The sequence below is a fragment of the Caldimonas thermodepolymerans genome (genome assembly GCF_015476235.1).
GTDB classification, from domain to species: Bacteria; Pseudomonadota; Gammaproteobacteria; order Burkholderiales; family Burkholderiaceae_C; genus Caldimonas; species Caldimonas thermodepolymerans.
The window spans coordinates 2,813,060-2,829,734 of record NZ_CP064338.1; the positions used below are offsets into that span (position 1 = coordinate 2,813,060).

Below are 16,675 nucleotides of genomic sequence, written 5' to 3' on the forward strand. Positions count from 1 at the left end.
CCATGGACGAGGACACCCGGCTGTTCGACATCGAGGTGCGGCTGCTGCTGGAAGGCGTGTACCAGGTCTACCAGCACGACTTCCGCAACTACGCCACCGCCTCGCTGCGCCGGCGCATGCAGCAGGCCATGGAGCACTTCGGCTGCACCAGCATCTCGGAGCTGCAGCACCGGGTGCTGCACGACCGCCGCGTGTTCGCGCAGATGCTGCAGTTCTTCACCGTGCAGGTCAGCGAGCTGTTCCACGACCCCGGCTACTTCCTGGCGCTGCGCCAGGAGGTCGTGCCGGTGCTGAAGACCTACCCGTCGCTGAAGGTGTGGGTGGCCGGCTGCAGCACCGGCGAGGAGCTGTGGTCGCTGGCGGTGCTGTTCGACGAGGAAGACCTGCTCGAGCGCACGGTCTTCTACGCCACCGACATCAACCCGGTCGCGCTGCGCACGGCCGAGGCCGGCATCTACCCCCTTGACCGCATCGCCCGGTTCAGCGCCAACTACCGGCAGGCGGGCGGGCGCCGGTCGCTGTCGGACTACCTCGTCACCGGCTACGACGCCGCGGCGTTCGACCGGCGCCTGCGCAAGCAGGTGGTGTTCGCCGACCACAGCCTGGCCACGGACAGCGTGTTCTCGGAGGTGCAGATGGTCTCGTGCCGCAACGTGCTGATCTACTTCAACCGCGCGCTGCAGGACCGCGCGCTCGGCCTGTTCCACGACGCGCTGGTGCGGCGCGGCTTCCTGGGCCTGGGCAGCCACGAGACCGTGCGCTTCACCGCGCATGCCGAGGCGTTCGAGGACCTGGTGCCCGAGCACCGCATCTACCGCCGCCGATGAAGCCGCACATGGTCGTCGCGCCCCCGCCCTGCGCCGCTGCCGGACGCTGCCGCGCCATCGCGATCGGCGCCTCCGCGGGCGGTGTGGAAGCGCTGGGCACGCTGCTGCCGCGCCTGCCGGCGGACTTCGCCCGGCCGGTCCTGGTGGTGCTGCACCTGCCGCCGCGCCACCCCAGCCCGCTGGCCTCGATGCTGGATGCGCGCTGCGCGGTGCCGGTGCGCGAGGCGCTGGACAAGGAACGGATCCGGCCCGGCACGGTGTACCTGGCCCCGCCCGACTACCACCTGCTGGTCGAGACCGACGGCACGTTGGCGCTGTCGGTCGACCCGCCGGTGCTCTATTCGCGCCCGGCGATCGACCCGCTGTTCGAATCGGCCAGCGCGGCCTACGGCGAGGCGCTGCTGGCCATCGTGCTGACCGGCGCCAGCGCCGACGGTGCCGCCGGGCTGGCGGCGGTGCGCCGCGCCGGCGGCACCGCCTGGGTGCAGCGGCCCGACAGCGCCGCCCACCCGACGATGCCGCAGGCCGCGCTGCAGATGGCCGGCGCCGACGCCGTCTACACGCTGGAGGAGATGGGCAGGCAACTTGCCCTGCTCTCCGGCACGTCCCACCACCCCCACCCGCCGACCGGCGAACCGCGAGATGAGCGCCATGGAACCTGACATCCATCTCCTGGTCGTTGACGACATCGAGCAGAACCTCGTCGCGATGGAGGCACTGCTGAACCGCCCCGGCGTGCGCGTGCTGCGCGCCCGCTCCGGCACCGAGGTGCTGGAGATGCTGCTGCAGCACGACGTGGCCGCCGCGCTGTTCGACGTGCACATGCCCGGGATGGACGGCTTCGAGCTGGCCGAGCTGGTGCGCGGATCGCAGCGCACCCGGCACATCCCGATCATCTTCCTGACCGCGGCAGCGGCGGACCAGCAGCGCTCCTTCCGCGGCTACGACGCCGGCGTGGTGGACTTCCTGCACAAGCCGGTCGAGCCGCACGTGCTGGTCAGCAAGATCAACGTGTTCATCGAGATGCACCGGCAGCGTCGCCAGCTGGCGCAGCAGATGGAGGAGCTGCAACGGGCCCTGCAGCTCAACGAGATGTTCACCGCCGTGCTCAGCCACGACCTGCGCACGCCGCTGTCGGTGGTCAAGCTCAGCGCCGAGCTGCTGCTGATGCAGGGCAAGGACGAGATCTCGCGCACCATCGGCCAGCGCCTCAAGTCGAGCAGCGCCCGCATGTCGCGCATGGTCGAGCAGCTGCTCGACGTCTCGCGGCTGCGCAGCGGCGGCCTGCGGCTGAGCTACACCCAGGCCGACCTGTCGGCCCTGTGCGAGCAGATCCTCGCCGAGCTGGACCTGGGTGGTGCCTCGGCCCGCGTGCAGGTGCAGGCCGAGGGCGACCTGTGCGGCCGCTTCGACGTCGACCGCACGCTGCAGGTGCTGGCCAACCTGGTCGGCAACGCGCTCGAGCATGGCGACGCGCACAGCCCGGTGCACGTGCGGCTCGACGGCACGCAGGCCGAGGTGCTGAAGGTCGCCGTGCACAACCAGGGGGTGATCCCGCCTTCGGTGATGACACGGCTGTTCGAGCCCTACCACCGCTGCGACGGCACCACGCCCGGCGGGCTGGGCCTCGGGCTGTACATCGTCGAACGCTTCATCACCGCGCACGGCGGCCAGGTGGTGGTGCACTCCAGCCCGGAGCACGGCACGGTGCTGGAAGTCACGCTGCCGCGCCACGGCGGGCACGCGGCCAGCGACGCCCCGCCGGCGCTGGCGATCGGCGAGCCGCCTGCGGCGGCCGAAGGGCCGGGCGCGTCCCCTGCCTGGCCTCCGTCGGAGGCCCGGCACGGAACGCGCACGACGACTCCTCCTCCCCCTGCCTGATCAGGCAGCCCTCGACGAGGAGCCGGTCGGACCGGTGCCGGTCCGTTCGATCAGTCGCCGGCGATCCGCCGCAGCGCGTCGAGCTGCAGCACGCGCACCGTGTAGCCGGCGACTTCGATGATCTGCTTCTCGCGCAGCTGGCGCAGCACGCGCGAGAAGGTCTCGGGCGTGACTGCCAGCTGCGAGGCGATGGCGCGCTTGCGCTCGCGCAGCACCACCACCGCCCCCTCGCGGCCGGGGCGCAGCTCGGCGTGCTGCAGCAGCCAGGTCGCGCAGCGCGCCTCGGCATCCTTCTGCATCAGGCCGAGCGTGCCCTCGGTCAGGTCGCGCACGCGCACGGCCAGCACCGTGATCAGCCCCTCGGCCAGCAGCGGGTGCTCAATGCACAGGGCGCGCACCGCCTCGAGCGGGAAGGACCACAGCAGCACGTCGCTCTGCGTGCACGCGTCTTCCAGGTAGCGGCCGTTCAGCCAGGCACTGGCCACGTCCAGCCACTGGCCCGGCTCCACGCGCCGCGTCTGCTGCGTCAGCCGCCCCTGCGACATCGTGCCCAGCGCCACCTGCCCCGACGCGACCAGCCACAGCGCATGTGCCGCGTCACCGCGGCTGAGCACCGGGCAGCCCGGCGGCAGCGTGTGCTCGACGGCCTCCCGCGCCAGCGCCAGCGCCGCCTCGCGCGGCACCCGGGCAGGCTGCAACGCCGCCTGCAGCATGGCGGTGCGCGCATCGAGCGGGATCGCGCGTCCGGGCGGGTGGTCGAGCTGCACCGGCAGGCGCGGCGGCTGGCGATCGATGAGGGAAGCAGACACGGTACTCACGTTGAGGGCTCCTCGGCGTGATGCGGACTTTGGCGGCAAGCCCGCCGCGGGACGTTGCGCTGGCTCAAGAAAGCCTCACGGCCACCGGCCGGATTCCCGCCGACTTGCGCCAGGTCTGCCCCGCGGCCCCGGGGGCACCGGCCCCACCCTGCCGGCAGCAGGCCTGCTTGACCTGACTCAAGCAGGCGGACGGACCCGGCCGCACAATGGGCGCCTCCAGCGAGGACACCGCATGCTGCCCGGCTTTTCCAGCCCCGCCGCGAGCTTCGACCAGCCGTTCGAGATGCTCGCCGCCTGCCACGATCGCGTGCGCCGCAGCCTGCGGCGGCTGACGCTTCTGGTACCGCACCTGCAGGCGCACGGCAACGATGCCCCGGCGCGCCAGGCGGCCGCCGACGTGCTGCGCTACTTCGACCTGGCCGCCCCGCACCACCACGAGGACGAGGAGCGCCACGTGTTTCCGCCGCTGCTGGCGTGCGGCCCGGCCGCCGTGCAGGCGGCGGTGCGGCAGCTGCAGCAGGAGCATCGCGAGATGGCGCGGGCCTGGGCGGCCTTGCGCCCGGGCCTGCAGCGGCTCGCCGACGGCGAGGCCGACACGCTGGACGAGGCCGATGCCGGGCGCATCCAGCGCTTCGTCGCGCTCTACGAGGCCCACCTGCGCCTCGAGGACGAGCAGGTCTACCCGGTCGCGCGGCAACAGATCGACGCAGCCGCTCTGCCGGCCATCGGTGCCGAGATGGCACGACGCCGCGGCGCACCCGCGCCCGGCATGCAGGACCTGCCCGGCCGCCGCTAGGCGTGGCGGCCGCGCGCGCGGCTGACCAGCTGCAGCACGCCGCGCAGCCGGTCCTGCTCGACCGGCTTGGTGAGGTAGTCGTCCATCCCCGCTTCCAGGCAGCGCACGCGGTCCAGCGGCATCGCGTGCGCGGTCAGCGCGACGATGGGGCAATGCCCGCCGCGCATGGCTTCCATCGCGCGGATGCGGTGCGTGAGCTCGATGCCGCTCATGCCGGGGATCTGCAGGTCCATGAAGATGAGGTCGAAGCCCTCGGCCTCGCACAGCTGCAGCACCTCGGCGGCGCTGACGGCGCAGGTGACTCGGTGCCCCAGGCGCCGGATCAGGGTGGTCGCCACGAAGCGGTTGACCGCATGGTCGTCGACCAGCAGCACGTGCAGGCCGCTGCCCGCATCGGGCGCGGCGTCCGCTTCCAGCCCGGCCAACCCCCGGTAGGCGGTCGACTCGAAGCGCGAACGCGCCTTGTCGTGCGAAAGGTTGAGGTTCTGCGCGGCGGCGACGGCCCACTCGCGAGCGGCCTCCGGGTCGTCGTCCTCCCCGGGGTCCACGCGCAGCAGCGGCAGCGTCAGGTGGAAGCGGCTGCCCTTGCCGACCTCGCTTTCGGCCCACAGCTGCCCGCCCATGGCCTCGGCCAGCCGGCGCGAGATCGTCAGCCCCAGCCCGGTGCCGCCGAACTCGCGGGTGGTCGAGCTGTCGGCCTGGGTGAAGGATTCGAAGATGCGCTCCAGCTTGTCGGGGGCGATGCCCACGCCGGTGTCGCTGACCGCCAGGTGCAGCACGGCCGAGCCGCCCTGCCCTTCGGGCCACACCGAGACGTCGATGCGGCCCTGGCGCGTGAACTTGATCGCGTTGCCGACCAGGTTGACGATGATCTGCCGCAGCCGCAGCGGGTCGGCCACCAGCCGCGGCGGCACGTCGGGGGCGACCAGGCAGTTGAGCTGCAGGTGCTTCTCGCGCGCGCGCGGTTCCAGCGGCGCGATCGCTTCCTGCAGCAGCGTGCGCACGTCGAAGGCCAGGTGCTCGACGCTCATGCGGCCGGCCTCGATGCGCGACAGGTCCAGGATGTCGTTGATGATGTTCAGCAGGGCGACCGCCGAGGACTTCACCAGCGTCAGGTAGCGCCGCTGCGTGTCGGTCAGCGGGGTCTCCAGCGTCAGGTCCACCAGGCCCATGATGCCGTTCATCGGCGTGCGGATTTCGTGGCTCATGTTGGCCAGGAACTCGCTCTTGGCGCGGCTGGCCTCCTCGGCCGCGGCCTTGGCCTCGCGCAGCTCGCTCTCGACGCGCTTCTGTTGCGTGATGTCGGTGATCACGCCGAGGATGCCGCCGATCTCGCCGTTGGCGCCGGTGAACGGCGTCTTGCTGTAGATGACGTCGCGCACCTCGCCGCTGGGCAGCGTCAGGCGCGTCTCGTAGGTCTGGATACCGCCGCTAGCATACAGCTGCTCGTCGTGGGCCTCCTCCTCGCGACCGCCGCTGTCCGGGCGCAGGTCGGCCGCGCTCAGCCCGAGGAAGTCCTCGCGACGCAGCTCGAACAGCGCCTCGCAGGCGCGGTTGCAGCCGATGTAACGCCCCAGGCGGTCCTTGAAGTACACCGGGCTGGGGATGATCTCGACCAGCTCCTCGATGAAGCGCAGCTGGTTGAGCACCTCCTCCTCAGCGCTGCGGCGGTCGGTCACGTCGGTGTAGGTGCCCACCATGCGCAGCGGCTGCTGCGCGGCATCGCGCTGCACCACGCGCCCGCGCGAATGCACCCAGCGCCAGTGGCCCTCCCGGTCGCGCACGCGGAACTCGGCTTCGTAGCCCGGCACGTCGCCGCGCAGGTGCGCCTGCAGGCGCTCGTGCACGTCGGCACGGTCGTCCGGGTGCATGCGCTCGCGCCAGGAGGACGGATCCAGCGTGATCTCGCGGGGCTGGTAGCCGAGCATCTCGTACAGCCGCGGGCTGACGTACAGGCTGTCGTCGACGAGGTTCCAGTCCCACAGCGCGTCGCTGACGCTGCGCAGCGCCAGCTCCAGGCGCTCGTCACGGCGGCGTCCGGACCGCAGCGCGGCTTCGGCGTGTTCGAGGCGCGCTTCGAGCCGGGCATGCGAGGCGCACAACGCCTCCACCCAGGCTCGCAACCGCTGCAGCTCCTGCGCACGCCGCACCGGCTCGGCCTCGGGCAGCGTGGCCCACCAGCGATCGAATTCAGCCGGGCCGTCCAGACCCAGGCCACCGCGCAGCAGGCTCAGCAGCGAGGGGCTCCAGCTCATCGGGTCGTGCCCACGGAGCAAGGAATCGTCCGATACGGGAAGTGCATGACTCCGGCATTGTGCCTCGCGCCCCTTGCCGCAGCCCAGGCTGCAAGCGTAAGAGGGTGTCAACCGCAGGAAGCCGGCGGCGCGCCCACCAGCAGGGCGCGGAAATCGTTCACGTTCGTGTACGTCGGACCGGTGACGACCAAGTCACCGAGCGCCGCGAAGAAGCCGTAGCTGTCGTTGCGGTCGAGGCAGGCACGCGCGTCCAGCCCCAGCGCGGCAGCGCGCTGCAGCGTGTCGGGCGCGACGATGGCGCCGGCGTTGTCTTCGGAGCCGTCGATGCCGTCGGTATCCGCGGCCAGCACGTGGACATCCGCCTCGCCCTGCAGGGCCAGCGCCGCGCCGAGCAGGAACTCGGTGGCGCGTCCGCCGCGGCCGCCCCGGCCCTGCACCGTGACCGTGGTCTCGCCTCCGGACAGCAGCACGCAGGGCGCGGCAAACGGCTGCCCGTGGCGGGCCACGTGGCGCGCCAGCGCCGCGTGCACCTGCCCGACCACGCGCGACTCGCCCTCGATCTGGTCGCTGAGGACGTAGGCGGCCAGCCCCGCGTCACGCGCCGCCTGCGCGGCGGCCTCGAGCGACTGGCGCGGCGTCGCGACCAGGTGCACCTCGTGCCCGGCAAAGCGCGGGTCGCCCGGCTTGGGCGTCTCCAGCCGGCCGTCGGCCAGCGCCGCTCGCACCTCGGGCGGCACCTCGATGCGGTAGCGCTCCAGGATGCGCAGCGCGTCCGCGCAGGTGGTGGGGTCCGGCACCGTGGGGCCGCTGGCGATCACCGCCGGGTCGTCGCCCGGCACGTCCGAGATCAGCAGCGTGACCACGCGCGCCGGCGCGCAGCGCGCCGCAAGCCGCCCGCCCTTGATCGCCGAGAGGTGCTTGCGCACGCAGTTCATCTCGCCGATGGTCGCCCCGCTGCGCAGCAGCGCCTGGTTGACGCGCTGCTTGTCGGCCAGGCTCACGCCCGGCGCCGGCAGCGACAGCAGCGCCGAGCCGCCGCCCGAGATCAGGCACAGCACCAGGTCGTCGGCGGTGAGCCCCTGCGCCAGCGCGGCGATGCGCTCCGCGGCGCGGCGGCCGGCGTCGTCCGGCACCGGGTGCGCGGCCTCGACCACCTCGATGCGCTGCAGGCGCGCCTGCGGCGGCACGTGGCCGTAGCGCGTCACGACCAGCCCCGACAGCGGCGCCCCGGCTGGCCAGGCGGCTTCGACGGCCGCCGCCATCGCCGCGCCGGCCTTGCCCGCTCCCAGCACCAGCGTGCGGCCGCGCGGCGGGGGCGGCAGGTACGGGGCCAGGCAATGCGCCGGCGACGCGCGCCGCACCGCGGCGTGGAAAAGGTCGAGCAGAATGTTGCGCGAAGCTTGCATGAAAGGCTCGGAGAAGGAAACTGCGCTAGCCTATCGCGGCCTGCCTGACCTCGCCAGCTTCGGCCGCCGACCTCACGCCCGACAGGCATCCTGCGCGTCCCGGCCCGTCTGCCGGGCGCGGCAGATCCGCACTGCAGTAGAGAAGAACGAACCGATGAGCATCAAGTTCCCGGGGCTGCCCGGCCTGGAGCTGGCCCCGTTCCGTCCGCGTCTGCTGTCCGCCATCCAGGGGTACGACCGCCAGCGCTTCGCCTCCGACCTCTCGGCCGGCCTGACGGTGGGCATCGTCGCGCTGCCGCTGGCGATGGCCTTCGCGATCGCCTCCGGGGTCAAGCCCGAGCAGGGCCTGTTCACCGCGATCATCGCCGGCTTCCTGATCGCGGCGCTGGGTGGCTCGAGCGTGCAGATCGGCGGGCCGGCCGGCGCGTTCATCGTGATCGTCTACGGCATCGTGCAGCGCTACGGCCTGGGCAACCTGTTGATCGCCACCGTGCTGGCCGGCGGGCTGCTGTTCCTGATGGGGCTGTTCAAGCTCGGGGTGCTGGTGCGCTACATCCCGGTGTCGATCGTGATCGGCTTCACCAACGGCATCGCGGTGCTGATCGCCTTGTCGCAGGTCAAGGACCTGCTGGGCCTGCAGATCGAGAACCTGCCGGCAGACTTCTTCACCCAGATCGCGGTGCTGGCGCGGCACCTGGACACGCTGAACCCGTACGCGGTGGCCACCGGCCTGGCCTGCCTGGCCATCGTCGTGGTCTGGCCCAAGCTGTACGCGCTGCCGCTGCCCTCGGGGCTGGCCTCGCGCAGCGAACGCTGGTTGCGCACGCTGGCGCGGCTGCCCGGCACGGTGATCGCGCTCGGCCTGGCCACCGCGGCGACCGCGCTGTTCGGCCTGCCGGTGGAGACCATCGGCTCGCGCTTCGGCGGCATCCCGCAGGCCCTGCCCAGCCTGCAGTTCCCCGACTTCAGCTGGGAAGGTGCCAAGCAGCTGTTCATCCCGACCATCACGATCGCGATGCTGGGGGCGATCGAGTCGCTGTTGTGCGCGCGCGTGGCCGACAACATGACCGACCTGCCGCGCCACGACCCCAACCAGGAGCTGATGGCGCAGGGCGTGGCCAACATCGTGACGCCCTTCTTCGGCGGCATCCCCGCCACCGGCACGATCGCGCGCACCGTCACCAACGTGCGCTCGGGCGCGGCCACGCCGGTGGCCGGCATCGTGCACGCGCTGACGCTGCTGCTGATCGTGCTGGTGGCCGCGCCGCTGGCCTCCAGCGTCCCGCTCGCGGCGCTGGCCGGCATCCTGCTGTTCGTCGCCTGGAACATGGGCGAGTGGCGCGAGTTCGCGCGCCTGAAGCACTTCAACATGCCCTACCGCGTGCTGCTGGTCGGCACCTTCGTGCTGACCGTGGTGTTCGACCTCACCGTCGCGGTGGAGGCGGGCCTGGTGCTGGCCTGCGTGTTCTTCATCTACCGCATGAGCGTGCTGTTCCGCATCGCCGAGCTGCCGCTGCCGGCGGCCGGGCGCGACGTGCAGGCGCTGGCGCTGTACGGCTCGCTGTTCTTCGGCGCGGTCGGCAAGATCGAGGACGTGGCGCGCCAGCTGCGCCCCGAGACGCGCGCGCTGATCCTCGAGATGCACCAGCTGATCTCGGTGGACACCACCGGCCTGGACGCGCTGGAGCAGCTGCACCGCGACCTGGCCCGCAAGGGCGTGCGCCTGATCCTGTGCGAGCTCAACGAGCAGCCGCTCGGCCTGATCCGGCGCTCGGGCTTCATCGAGCGCATCGGCGCGCAGCACATCGTCGACACGCTGGGCGAGGCCATCACGCTGGCGCACCAGTCCCCGGCAGCTGCCGCGCAGGCGCCGTCCCCGGCCGGCGCGCCGCAGGCCGACGCCCTCAAGCCCGACAGCGCGGCCGCCTGAGGCCGCCACGGCGCCCCGCCCGGCCTGCCCGCCAGGGGGGGCGCGGGGCGACGGCGCCGGGCCCCGGTAAAATCCTCGAGTTCACCTAGCGACGGCCACCGGCCGGGTCCTGAAAGCCATGCCTCTGTTCTGGAAACCCTACAAGTCCGAAGTCACGCAGTTCCTGGAGGAACTGAAGGCCAAGAACCCGAAACTGGAAGAGGAGCAGCGCAAAGGCCGCGCCCTGCTGTGGGACCGCGAACTCGACCGCGAGGCGCTGGAGGCCTACCAGGCCGCGCGCGTGCCGCAGCCGCCCTACGTCTACCTGACCAAGGGCTCGTCGCGTTGAGCCCCGTCCAGCAGCCGTGACGACCGACCTGCCGGCGCCGGAGGCGCCCGAAACCGAATCCGTCGGTGCCGGCCTGCCGGAGGTGGTCGACACGGTGGCGGTCGCCAAGCTCTACGGCGCGCCGCTGTTCGAGCTGCCGCAGGACCTGTACATCCCGCCGGATGCGCTGGAGGTCTTCCTCGAGGCCTTCGAAGGCCCGCTGGACCTGCTGCTCTACCTGATCCGCAAGCAGAACTTCAACATCCTCGACATCCCGCTGGCCGACGTCACGCGCCAGTACCTCAGCTACGTCGACCAGATCCGCTCGACCAACCTCGAGCTCGCCGCCGAGTACCTGCTCATGGCGGCGATGTTGATCGAGATCAAGTCGCGGATGCTGCTGCCGCCGAAGAAGACCGAGGAAGGCGAGGAGCCCGAGGACCCGCGCGCCGAGCTGGTGCGCCGCCTGCTCGAGTACGAGCAGATCAAGCTGGCCGCCGCCAAGCTGGACCAGCTGCCGCTGCTGGGCCGCGACTTCCTGCGCGCGCAGGTCTACATCGAGCAGTCGCTCAAGCCGCGCTTCCCGGACGTCAGCATCGACGAGCTGCGCGAGGCCTGGCTGGAGATCCTCAAGCGGGCCAAGCTCACCCAGCACCACAAGATCACCCGCGAGGAACTCTCGGTGCGCGAGCACATGAGCATCGTGCTGCGCACGCTGCAAGGCCGGCGCTTCGTCGAGTTCCAGGAACTGTTCGACCCCTCGCGCGGTCCGCAGGTGCTGGTGGTCACCTTCATCGCGATGCTGGAGCTCGCCCGCGAGCGCCTGATCGAGGTGACCCAGGCCGAGGCCTACGCCCCGATCTACGTGCGCCTGGCCTACCAGCCGGCCTGAGGCCCTCCCCCCGACCCGGTGGGAAGCGGTTGTGCGATGCAGCATCGCCGGCCGCGGGTGGCTAGAATCCGCTCCACTTCGGACCAGCCCCCCCAGACGGCGCGATGAGTTCCCACGCCACCCCCGATGCCGGCGCCACCGGCCGCAAGCCCGTGACGCTGCACCGCCTGCGCGAGATGCACGCCGCCGGCGAGAAGATCGCCATGCTGACCTGCTACGACGCCAGCTTCGCCCGGCTGCTGGACGACTGCGGCGTCGACTGCCTGCTGGTGGGCGACTCGCTGGGCATGGTGCTGCAGGGGCAGCCCTCCACGCTGCCGGTGTCGCTGGAGGACGCGGTCTACCACACCCGCGCCGTGGCGCGCGGCAACCGCAGCGCCTGGCTGGTCGCCGACCTGCCGTTCGGCAGCTACGAGGCCTCGCCCGAGCAGGCGCTGCGCAGCAGCGTGGCGCTGATGCAGGCCGGTGCGCAGATGGTCAAGCTCGAAGGCGGCGGCTGGACCGCCGAGACCGTGCGCTTCCTCGTCGCGCGCGGCATCCCGGTGTGCGCCCACCTCGGGCTCACGCCCCAGAGCGTGCACGCGCTGGGCGGCTACCGCGTCCAGGGCCGCGACGAGGCGGCGGCCGCGACGCTGAAGCGCCACGCCGCCGAACTGGCCGACGCGGGCGCGGCGATGCTGGTGTTGGAGCTGGTGCCCAGCGCACTGGCCGCCGAGATCGGCGCCGCCCGGCCGGACCTCATCACCATCGGCATCGGCGCCGGCCCGCGGTGCGGCGGGCAGGTGCTGGTGCTGCACGACATGCTCGGCGTCACCCGCGGCCGGCTGCCGCGCTTCGTGCGCAACTTCATGGCCGGTGCCGCCAGCATCGAGGACGCCGTGCGCCTGTACGTGCAGGACGTCAAGGCCGGCCGCTTCCCCGACCCCGAACTGCACGGCTACTGACCGGATCCACGCCCATGCGCATCGTCCACACCATCCCCGAACTGCGCCAGGCCCTGGCCGGTGCCACCGCGACGGCCTTCGTGCCCACGATGGGCAACCTGCACGAGGGGCACCTGTCGCTGCTCAAGCTCGCGCGCGAACGTGGCGGCCCCGTGGTGGCCAGCATCTTCGTCAACCGGCTGCAGTTCGCGCCGCACGAGGACTTCGACAGCTACCCGCGCACCTTCGAGCGCGACTGCGACCTGCTGCGCAGCGTCGGCTGCAACGTGGTGTTCGCCCCGCGCGAGGAGGACCTCTACCCCGAGCCGCAGGTCTACCGCGTGCAGCCGCCGGCCGAACTGGCCGACATCCTGGAAGGCGCGTTCCGTCGGGGCTTCTTCAACGGCGTCTGCACCGTGGTGCTGAAGCTGTTCAACTGCGTGCAGCCCCGCGTGGCGGTGTTCGGCAAGAAGGACTACCAGCAGCTGCTGGTGATCCGCCGCATGGTGCAGCAGCTGGCCCTGCCGGTGGAAATCGTCGCCGGCGAGACCGCGCGCGCGCCCGACGGGCTGGCCCTGTCGTCGCGCAACAGCTACCTGAGCGAGGCCGAGCGCGCCGAGGCGGTGCGCCTGTCGATGACCCTGCGCGACATCCAGCGCCGCCTGCGCAACGGCGAGACGGCCGAGCTGGCCGCGCTGGAGCAGGCGGCGATGGAGGAGCTGCGCGCGCGCGGCTGGACGCCGGACTACGTCGCGATCCGCCGCCAGCGCGACCTGCTGCCCCCCACGCCGCAGGAGCGTGCCGCCGGCGAGCCGCTGGTGGTGCTGGGCGCCGCGCGCCTGGGCCGCACGCGCCTGATCGACAACCTGGAGATCTGAGCGCGCCGGCGCCTCAGGGCGCCAGCAGCGATTCGAGCCGCGCGCGGATCTGCCGCACGGTCGGCTCGTGCTCGAAGTACTCGGTGTGGAACACCGGCGAGGCGTCCATCGCCTCGGCGAGGCCCGCCAGCGCCGACTGCTTGGGCACGATGCCGTCGCCGTCGGCCTCGAAGCCGGCCCAGTCCTCGATCACGCGGTGCCAGACGCGCTCGCCGATCGGCCGGCTGTCGCCCGGGCCCCATTCCGAGCCCCACACCCACATGCCCTCCGGCATCCCCGGATGGCGCCGCGCCATGCGCGCGACCCCGGCCGGTTCCACGTCGCGGAAGCCGGGCGGGATGTCGTAGGCCAGCGCGCGTTCGAGGATGGTCAGCTGCACCAGGTGCTGCTTGTCGAGGATCCCCGAGGCCAGGTCGCGCACCCAGCCGACCAGCACCGCCGCGCCCGACCAGCGCCGGCCGATGCTGCGGAACACCCCGGTGCCCTGGTGCGGCGAACCGGCCGTCAGCGCGTAGAAGCGCCAGCCCGGCCAGCGCTGGCGCAGCCGGGGCAGCGCGAAGCGCGCGACGTTGCCGCCGCGCGAATGCGCCAGCAGCACCAGCGTGCCCTCGGGCCGGTCGCCGATCACCGCGCGGTCGAGCGCGTCGACGAGCTGGTCGATGTTGCGCGCCACGCGCAGGAAGGTGTCATGCTCGAAGCGCCAGGTGCAGCAGCCGTCGAGCAGCGGCATGCGCCGCCACGGCCCGGCCTGCCGCACCTGGGCGGCGTCGGTCTCCAGCCAGGCGCCGAAGCCGCTGCGCGCCGAGCTCAGGCCGCCATGGATCAGCACCACGTGGCGGTCGCCGGCCGGCTGCTCGGGACGGTGCGCGACCGCCGGCCGCGAGGCAGGGGCAAGCCGCGCGCCGCGCTTCTGCGCCAGCCGCAGCACGTCCGGCCCCGGCTCCGGCTCGCCGAACACCTGCGCCCACCACGCCTCGTCCTCGCGCAGCCGCTGCACGAAGGTCGGATCGCGGTCGGCGATGGTCTTGCGGATGCCCAGCCAGCGCAGCACGCGCAGCGCCTGCCGCTTGATCCAGGCGAAGGTGGTCTCCTGCAGCTCGAAGGTGAACACCGGCACCGCGACCAGCAGGCCGACGCCCGGGCGCATCGAGCGCCGCACCTCCGGCGCCTGGACCCGGTTCGCGTCGTGCAGCCAGGTCGGCTGGCCCTTCTTCAGGTACAGCAGGTCTTCCGAGAACCCGATGCCGTCACCCCGGAAGCTGCACGGCTGCCACGGCATGCGCGCGGCCTCCTCGCCGGGCGGCGGCGGGGTCCAGCCGCGCGGCGCGCAGCCGCCCCAGTACAGCCGCGTCTCGACCTCCAGCTGCACCACCACGCGCTTGTTGCGCCACTCGGGCGGAAGCTGCTCGGCCAGCTCCTGCGCCAGCTCGTCGGCCTGCGCCAACGGCAGCTTCATGCGCAGCGGGCGGCCGTGGCGGCGCACGATCGGCGCGATCCACCACACCGGCGGCTGCCAGACGCGCAGCCGGCGCGCCACCGGCTCCTCGATCGCGGCGTCGGACACCATCTCGTCGAACCAGACGGCACGGTGGTCGGTGCACGGCAGCCCGTGCAGGTGCTCGCTCAGGCGCGCTTCCTGGCGCAGCTGCTGGGCAATGCCCTCGACGAAGGGGGCGAGCTCCTCGCCAAACCACTCGGCGCGCCGGGCCTCGAAGCGCTCGAGCACCTCGTGCGCACACAGGCAGCCTTCGATCTTCTCGACCGGCGGCTGCCGGCGCGGACGACGGGTCCGTGCCTCGTGCGGTGCGTCGCCGCCCGGCATGGCGAAGCCGGGCGCCACCGCGGCAGCTGCGGCCAGCCCTGCCGCGCCCGGCGCCAGGTCATCGTCGTCGAGCTGGAACTCCAGCTGCACCCGGGAAGCACGCTCGGCCATCACCGGCTCCGCACGTTGAGCTTGAACGCGATCATCGCGCGCAGCTTGTTCGGCACCACCGGCTTGAACAGCAGGTGGAAGTCATGCTTCTGCGCCTCGGCCTCGAGCGTCGCGGTGGTGCTGCCCGTGACCATGATGGCGGGCAGGGAAGCGTCGAAGAACCCGCGCAGCATCTTCAGCGCGTCGATGCCGTTGCTGCTCGCATCCAGCCGGTAGTCGACCAGGACCAGGTCCGGGCGCAGCCCCTGCTGGCTGGCCTGCGCGGCCCACTGGCGGCACGGCTCGACCGTGTCGAAGGCGTAGACCGTCGCCCCCCAGCTCTTGAGCAGCACCTCCAGCCCTTCGCGCACCGCGGGCTCGTCCTCGACCACGACGATGTGGCGCCGGTCCAGCGTCAGGCCCAGCGGCGCGCTGCGGGGCGCGGTGGCTTCCTCGATGCGCGGCGGACGGCCCTTGGGCACCCACAGCGAGAACACCGTGCCGCGTCCGGGCACCGAGCGCACCGTCAGCTCGGCCTGCATCAGGTCGGCCAGGCGCCGCACGATCGCCAGCCCCAGGCCCAGCCCCTTGCGCTGGTGCGGCGGCAGGGGCTGGTCGACCTTGACCTGGTAGAACTCCTCGAAGATGCGTCCCAGCTCCTGCTCGCGGATGCCCACCCCCGAGTCCCACACCTGCAACAGCAGCCGGTCGCCGCGCGCGCGGCAGCTGACCAGCACGCCGCCGTCCTCGGTGTAGCGGATCGCGTTGGAGATGAGGTTGCGCAGGATGCGGTCGACCAGCACCGGGTCGGCGTAGGCATGGTGATGGCCGCCGCGGAACTTGAGTTCCAGCCCCTTCTCGAACGCGATCGGCTCGTAGTGCAGGCGCTGGCGCGCGAAGATGTCGCGCAGGCTGAAGTGCTCGGGGCGGCACTCCACCGCGCCGGTGTCGATCTTGGTGATGTCCAGCAGCTCGCTGAACAGGCCTTCCAGCGCGTCGACCGAGCTGTTGATGCTGTTGACGAGCTGGATCACTTCCTCGTCGCGGCTCTTGCTGCGCAGCGCCTCGGCGAACAGGCCCACCGCATGCAGCGGCTGGCGCAGGTCGTGGCTGGCGGCGGCGAAGAACTGGGTCTTGGCGCGATTCGCCACCTCGGCGTCGCGGCGCGCCGCCTCGGCGACCTCCTTCTCGACGCGCAGCTGCTCGGCCAGCTGCTCGGTGCGCACCTTCAGCTCGATGACGCGTTCCATCGCCTGCCGGTAGTTGCGCCCGAGCAAGGCGGTCATCGCCATCGTCAGCATCAGCACGCCGGCCAGCTCGTAGCTGTAGAGGGTGCGCTCGGCGGCAATGCTCGCGATGGTCGGCACGAAGCACAGCCCGAGGAAGGTCAGGAACAGCTTGCGATGCTCGGCCAGCACTGGCACCGAGGCCACGCAGTAGCTGAAGATCGTGATGATCAGGCCGATCTGCTGGATGGCCTCGCCGCGGCTGTAGAACAGCAGCGCCGCGGTGCCCCACATCGCCCCGGAGGCGAGGATGCCGGCGTTCCAGCGCCGCTGCCAGGCAGCGAAGTCGGTGGCCGGGTCGAGCTGCACCTTGGCGAAGCGGTACGCGATCCAGGCGCGGTACGCCCACACCAGCGCGAAGCCGGCCGCCCAGAGCGTGAGCATCAGCGGCGGGGCGAACCCCACGTGCAGCATCACGACGACCGTGCTGCCGATCAGGTTGCCCAGCAGGCTCGAAGCCGTGTAGGCATAGAGGTTGCGGACGTGGTCCGGCAGTTCACGGGCGCGTCCGGCGGTCTCCGTCGCGTCGGCCGGGCCGGACAGGAGCGAAGGGCTGCTCATCGT

At 72.1% G+C, this 16,675-nt stretch carries 14 protein-coding genes; 9 read left to right on the forward strand and 5 right to left on the reverse strand.

The features are described 5' to 3' along the window. The first annotated feature begins 2 nt into the window (after positions 1–2). Genes IS481_RS13265 through IS481_RS13275 form a run of 3 tightly spaced genes read left to right on the forward strand, consistent with a single transcriptional unit; the run spans position 3 to position 2,708 of the window. Complete coding sequence (locus tag IS481_RS13265) at positions 3–827, forward strand: CheR family methyltransferase (RefSeq protein ID WP_104355880.1); 825 nt, start codon at positions 3–5, stop codon at positions 825–827. A gap of 8 nt (positions 828–835) precedes the next feature. After that, on the forward strand, positions 836–1,489 hold the full coding sequence (locus IS481_RS13270; protein ID WP_104355965.1) for a chemotaxis protein CheB: 654 nt from the start codon (positions 836–838) through the stop codon (positions 1,487–1,489). Then, positions 1,479–2,708: a hybrid sensor histidine kinase/response regulator gene (locus IS481_RS13275; protein WP_104355881.1), complete on the forward strand. Its 1,230-nt coding sequence runs from the start codon at positions 1,479–1,481 to the stop codon at positions 2,706–2,708. Before IS481_RS13270 ends, IS481_RS13275 begins: the two co-directional genes overlap by 11 nt. Before the next feature lie 50 nt (positions 2,709–2,758). Here IS481_RS13275 and IS481_RS13280 read toward each other — a convergent pair whose 3' ends face one another. Then, the gene (locus IS481_RS13280; RefSeq protein WP_146079504.1) at positions 2,759–3,526 is read right to left on the reverse strand and encodes a Crp/Fnr family transcriptional regulator; all 768 of its coding nucleotides are present in this window, start codon (positions 3,524–3,526) and stop codon (positions 2,759–2,761) included. A 232-nt stretch (positions 3,527–3,758) separates the two neighbouring features. On the opposite strand from IS481_RS13280, the gene IS481_RS13285 reads away from it, so the two are divergent. Beyond that, complete coding sequence (locus IS481_RS13285) at positions 3,759–4,322, forward strand: hemerythrin domain-containing protein (protein ID WP_104355883.1); 564 nt, start codon at positions 3,759–3,761, stop codon at positions 4,320–4,322. Here IS481_RS13285 and IS481_RS13290 read toward each other — a convergent pair. Both IS481_RS13290 and IS481_RS13295 read right to left on the reverse strand, forming a co-directional pair. Next, positions 4,319–6,577, reverse strand: a complete 2,259-nt coding sequence (locus IS481_RS13290; RefSeq protein ID WP_104355884.1) for an ATP-binding protein — start codon at positions 6,575–6,577, stop codon at positions 4,319–4,321. The genes IS481_RS13285 and IS481_RS13290 overlap by 4 nt on opposite strands. 107 nt (positions 6,578–6,684) lie before the next feature. After that, positions 6,685–7,983: a glycerate kinase type-2 family protein gene (locus IS481_RS13295; RefSeq protein ID WP_104355885.1), complete on the reverse strand. Its 1,299-nt coding sequence runs from the start codon at positions 7,981–7,983 to the stop codon at positions 6,685–6,687. A gap of 154 nt (positions 7,984–8,137) precedes the next feature. Between IS481_RS13295 and IS481_RS13300 the strand changes: the two genes are divergently transcribed. The 5 genes from IS481_RS13300 (at position 8,138) to panC (ending at position 12,913) form a co-directional block, all read left to right on the forward strand. Then, positions 8,138–9,913 (forward strand): SulP family inorganic anion transporter, encoded by a 1,776-nt coding sequence (locus tag IS481_RS13300; RefSeq protein ID WP_104355886.1) that lies wholly within the window; start codon positions 8,138–8,140, stop codon positions 9,911–9,913. A gap of 118 nt (positions 9,914–10,031) precedes the next feature. Further along, positions 10,032–10,241, forward strand: coding sequence for a DUF3460 family protein (locus IS481_RS13305; RefSeq protein ID WP_104355887.1), 210 nt, complete (start codon positions 10,032–10,034; stop codon positions 10,239–10,241). Between the two features lie 16 nt (positions 10,242–10,257). Continuing rightward, positions 10,258–11,112 (forward strand): segregation and condensation protein A, encoded by an 855-nt coding sequence (locus IS481_RS13310; protein WP_104355888.1) that lies wholly within the window; start codon positions 10,258–10,260, stop codon positions 11,110–11,112. A 104-nt stretch (positions 11,113–11,216) separates the two neighbouring features. Continuing rightward, the gene (panB, locus tag IS481_RS13315; protein ID WP_104355889.1) at positions 11,217–12,056 is read left to right on the forward strand and encodes a 3-methyl-2-oxobutanoate hydroxymethyltransferase; all 840 of its coding nucleotides are present in this window, start codon (positions 11,217–11,219) and stop codon (positions 12,054–12,056) included. A 14-nt stretch (positions 12,057–12,070) separates the two neighbouring features. Then, complete coding sequence (gene panC, locus IS481_RS13320) at positions 12,071–12,913, forward strand: pantoate--beta-alanine ligase (protein WP_104355890.1); 843 nt, start codon at positions 12,071–12,073, stop codon at positions 12,911–12,913. A gap of 13 nt (positions 12,914–12,926) precedes the next feature. Here the strand turns inward: panC and IS481_RS13325 are convergent, their stop codons facing one another. Both IS481_RS13325 and IS481_RS13330 read right to left on the reverse strand, forming a co-directional pair. Beyond that, positions 12,927–14,846 carry a lipase family protein gene (locus tag IS481_RS13325; RefSeq protein WP_104355891.1) on the reverse strand — a complete coding sequence of 640 codons (1,920 nt, stop codon included), beginning with the start codon at positions 14,844–14,846 and terminating at the stop codon, positions 12,927–12,929. After that, positions 14,846–16,672 (reverse strand): ATP-binding protein, encoded by a 1,827-nt coding sequence (locus IS481_RS13330; RefSeq protein WP_104355892.1) that lies wholly within the window; start codon positions 16,670–16,672, stop codon positions 14,846–14,848. The genes IS481_RS13325 and IS481_RS13330 overlap by 1 nt, the downstream gene beginning before the upstream one ends. Positions 16,673–16,675: the final 3 nt, after the last annotated feature.

What these genes read in the sequence shown, in the direction of transcription:
- IS481_RS13275 (WP_104355881.1), top strand. Translation starts at nt 1,479, where the DNA reads ATGGAACCTGACATCCATCTCCTGGTCGTTGACGACATCGAGCAGAAC.
- IS481_RS13305 (WP_104355887.1), top strand. Translation starts at nt 10,032, where the DNA reads ATGCCTCTGTTCTGGAAACCCTACAAGTCCGAAGTCACGCAGTTCCTG.
- IS481_RS13330 (WP_104355892.1), bottom strand. Translation starts at nt 16,672, where the DNA reads ATGAGCAGCCCTTCGCTCCTGTCCGGCCCGGCCGACGCGACGGAGACC.
- IS481_RS13265 (WP_104355880.1), top strand. Translation starts at nt 3, where the DNA reads ATGGACGAGGACACCCGGCTGTTCGACATCGAGGTGCGGCTGCTGCTG.
- IS481_RS13285 (WP_104355883.1), top strand. Translation starts at nt 3,759, where the DNA reads ATGCTGCCCGGCTTTTCCAGCCCCGCCGCGAGCTTCGACCAGCCGTTC.
- IS481_RS13270 (WP_104355965.1), top strand. Translation starts at nt 836, where the DNA reads ATGGTCGTCGCGCCCCCGCCCTGCGCCGCTGCCGGACGCTGCCGCGCC.
- IS481_RS13290 (WP_104355884.1), bottom strand. Translation starts at nt 6,577, where the DNA reads ATGAGCTGGAGCCCCTCGCTGCTGAGCCTGCTGCGCGGTGGCCTGGGT.
- panC (WP_104355890.1), top strand. Translation starts at nt 12,071, where the DNA reads ATGCGCATCGTCCACACCATCCCCGAACTGCGCCAGGCCCTGGCCGGT.
- IS481_RS13300 (WP_104355886.1), top strand. Translation starts at nt 8,138, where the DNA reads ATGAGCATCAAGTTCCCGGGGCTGCCCGGCCTGGAGCTGGCCCCGTTC.
- panB (WP_104355889.1), top strand. Translation starts at nt 11,217, where the DNA reads ATGAGTTCCCACGCCACCCCCGATGCCGGCGCCACCGGCCGCAAGCCC.
- IS481_RS13295 (WP_104355885.1), bottom strand. Translation starts at nt 7,983, where the DNA reads ATGCAAGCTTCGCGCAACATTCTGCTCGACCTTTTCCACGCCGCGGTG.
- IS481_RS13325 (WP_104355891.1), bottom strand. Translation starts at nt 14,846, where the DNA reads ATGGCCGAGCGTGCTTCCCGGGTGCAGCTGGAGTTCCAGCTCGACGAC.